Source organism: Streptomyces sp. NPDC055078 (genome assembly GCF_053607985.1).
In genome coordinates, this window is the sequence record NZ_JBSGUP010000851.1 from 1 (window position 1) to 3,026 (window position 3,026).

The 3,026-nt window shown below is 69.6% G+C and carries 3 protein-coding genes; all 3 read right to left on the bottom strand.

Annotated elements, in window-relative coordinates; translation table 11 throughout:
• The coding region (locus ACWF94_RS37630; RefSeq protein ID WP_453499296.1) for a 1-deoxy-D-xylulose-5-phosphate synthase N-terminal domain-containing protein at positions 1-394 on the bottom strand (394 nt) is incomplete at its 3' end.
• A 222-nt stretch (positions 395-616) separates the two neighbouring features.
• Complete coding sequence (locus tag ACWF94_RS37635; protein ID WP_453499298.1) at positions 617-1,912, bottom strand: sugar ABC transporter permease; 1,296 nt, start codon at positions 1,910-1,912, stop codon at positions 617-619.
• A 197-nt stretch (positions 1,913-2,109) separates the two neighbouring features.
• Positions 2,110-2,898 carry an ATP-binding cassette domain-containing protein gene (locus tag ACWF94_RS37640; protein WP_453499300.1) on the bottom strand — a complete coding sequence of 263 codons (789 nt, stop codon included), beginning with the start codon at positions 2,896-2,898 and terminating at the stop codon, positions 2,110-2,112.
• Positions 2,899-3,026: the final 128 nt, after the last annotated feature.

The following is a 3,026-nucleotide window of genomic DNA, read 5'->3' on the forward strand; positions in this document are numbered from 1 at the left end:
GGACCTCATTGGCCTTGGCGAGGCCGTCGGCCCAGCCGAGGACGCCGGAGGCGTGGGAGTTCTCGATGATGTCGTGGTCGGACTCCGCGCGCGCCGGGTAGCCGGAGAGGCCGCCCTTCATCTTGAGCCGGGAGAAGTCCTGGCGGCCGGTGAGCAGCTTGTGCACATAGCTCTGGTGGCCGGTGTCCCACAGCACCCGGTCCTTCGGGGAGTCGAAGACCCGGTGCAGGGCGATGGTCAGCTCGACCACACCGAGGTTGGGCCCGAGGTGTCCGCCGGTCTTGGAGACCGCGTCCACGAGAAAGGTCCGGATCTCCGCTGCCAGCTGATCCAGCTGCTCCGGCGCCAGCCGGTCCAGATCGCGCGGTCCCCTGATACGGGTAAGCAATGCCACCCGTTCCTCCTTGCGTATGAGCTGGTCGAGCGTGCGGTTTCGTCGAATTTCGTCGAGTCTAATGTTCCGTCGCCGGGCGTGGTCATCGGGCGTCGGGTTCTGCGTCACGCCAATGGCCGATACCCAGCCCGGGAGCGGACAATGCCCGGCACCGTGACTCGGTGCCGGGCATCACACTGTTCGACCCGGTGTGCGATTTCGCCACCGGCCATCAGAAGCGGGCTAGGCGCGACCTGCGGTCTTCTGGGTTCGGCGGGTGACCGAGTCGATCAGTACGGTGGCCAGCAGCACCCCTCCGGTGATCATGAACTGGATGGGGGTGGCGATCCCTTCGAGCGCCAGGCCGTACTGGATCGAGACAATGACCATCACCCCGAGCAGCGCGTTCCAGGTCCGGCCGCGCCCGCCGAAGAGGCTGGTGCCGCCGATGACGGCCGCGGCGATGACGTTCATCAGCAGCTCCCCGGCACCGGCGCTCTGGTTGGCCGCCGCGATCTTGGAGGCCCAGAAGAGACCGCCGATGGCCGCGAACATGCCGGCGAGGGCGAAGACGGAGATCCGTACGGCGGTGACGTTGATGCCGGCCCGCCGGGACGCCTCCACGCTGCCGCCCAGGGCGAAGACCTTCCGGCCGTAGGCGGTACGGCGGAGCACGAAATCGGTGATCACCAGGACCGCGAGGAACAGCACCAGGGCCAGCGGGAGCCCCTTGTACTGGTTGAACATGATCGCCGCGGCGAACGCGATCACGGCGAGCGCGGTCGTCCGCAGCACGATGTCGGCGAGCGGCCGGGAAGGGATCCGCGCGGCGGCGCGGCGGCGGCTGTCGCGCAGGCTGAAGAGGAAGAAGGCGGCGACGGCGAGGGCTGCGAGGCCGTAGGCGGCGGCCACGTCGCTGAAGTAGTACGTGGTCAGCTTGCCGACCACGCCGTCGCCGTCCAGGTTGATGGTGCCGTTCTCGCCGAGGAGCTGGAGCATGAAGCCCAGCCAGAACAGCAGGCCGGCCAGCGTGACGGCGAACGCGGGGGCGCCGACCCGGGCGAAGAAGAAGCCGTGCAGGGCACCGATGGCCGCACCGCCCGCGACGGCGACGAGGACCGCCAGCCATTCGTTCATGCCGTGGGTGACGCTCAGTACGGCGACGATCGCGCCGGAGACCCCGCTGACCGAGCCGACCGAGAGATCGATCTCACCGAGGAGCAGGACGAAGATGATACCGACGGCCATCATGCCGGTGGCGACCATCGTGACCGCGATATTGCTGAGGTTCTCGGCGGACAGGAAGTTCTCGTTGAGGGTCTGGAAGACGGCGCCGATGACGATGAGGCCGATGACGACGGGGATGGAGCCGAGATCGCCCGCGCTCACCTTGCGCCGGAACTCGGAGAGGTAGCCGGCGAAGCCCTCTTCCCGTACGAGCAGCCGGGGGTCGACGGCGGTGAGCGCCGCACCGGCGGCCTCGGGGTTGATCACGGGCGCTCCGGGCACGGCGTCGGCGGGGGGCTTGTCGAGCCCCACCGGACCTGGGGGTGCGGTCCGGTGCTCCGGGGGGCCGTGCTCCATGGTCCGGTGCTCCGAAGTCTTCCGCGCCGCGGGCTTCTGCTCCGAAGTCTTCCGCTCCGCGGGCTTCTGCTCCGCGGGCTTCTGCTCCGCGGCCGTCGCCGGGCGCTGCTCCGGGTGCTGCGCTGCTGTCTTCTCCGGGTGCTGCTCCGGGTTCACCGCCGCACCTCCGGGTTGCGTGCCGCCCGGCGGGTCACGGCGTTGTCCGTGGCGCCGGTGATGGCCGAGACGATCTCTTCCTCCGTGGTGGATCCGATGCTGAAGACGCCGTTGTTGCGGCCGAGGCGCAGAACGGCGACCCGGTCGGCGACGGCTTTGACGTCCGCCATGTTGTGGCTGATGAGGATGACCGCGTGGCCGCGTTCACGCAGCCGCTCGACCAGGTCGAGCACCTGGGCGGTCTGCTCGACACCGAGGGCCGCGGTGGGCTCGTCGAGGATGACGAGCCGGGGCTCGCCGAGCAGGGAGCGGGCGATCGCGACGGTCTGGCGCTGCCCGCCGGAGAGGGACGCGATCGGGATACGGACGCTGGGGATACGGATCGAGAGGGTGCCGAGCAGTTCGCGGGCGCGGCGTTCCATCTCGACCTCGTCGAGGATGCCGTGGCGGCGGATCTCCCGGCCGAGGTAGAGGTTTCCCACGACATCGATGTTGTCGCAGAGCGCGAGGTCCTGGTAAACGGTGGCGATGCCCAGGTTCTGGGCATCGTGGGGCCGGTCGATCGACACGGGGACGCCGTCCCACTCGATCACTCCGCCGTCGATGGCGTGGACCCCGGCGATCGCCTTGATCAGGGTGGACTTTCCGGCGCCGTTGTCGCCGACCAGGGCGACCACTTCACCTGCGTCGACCTCCAGCTCGACATCGGTGAGCGCCTGGACGGCACCAAAGCGTTTGGAGACCCCTCGCAACGCCAGCACGGGTGCGGCGGTCATATGAATCATCTCCTTCGCCGCCCTGACCAGACCGGGGCGGGGGATGCCGCGCCGGGGTGGGCGCGGGCTGGGAAGCAGGGCGGCTCCGGTCTCAGGGGGACCGGCCGGAGCGCCCCGGCCCGGGAACGGGCCCGGGG

What these genes read in the sequence shown, in the direction of transcription:
- ACWF94_RS37640 (WP_453499300.1), bottom strand. Translation starts at nt 2,898, where the DNA reads ATGATTCATATGACCGCCGCACCCGTGCTGGCGTTGCGAGGGGTCTCC.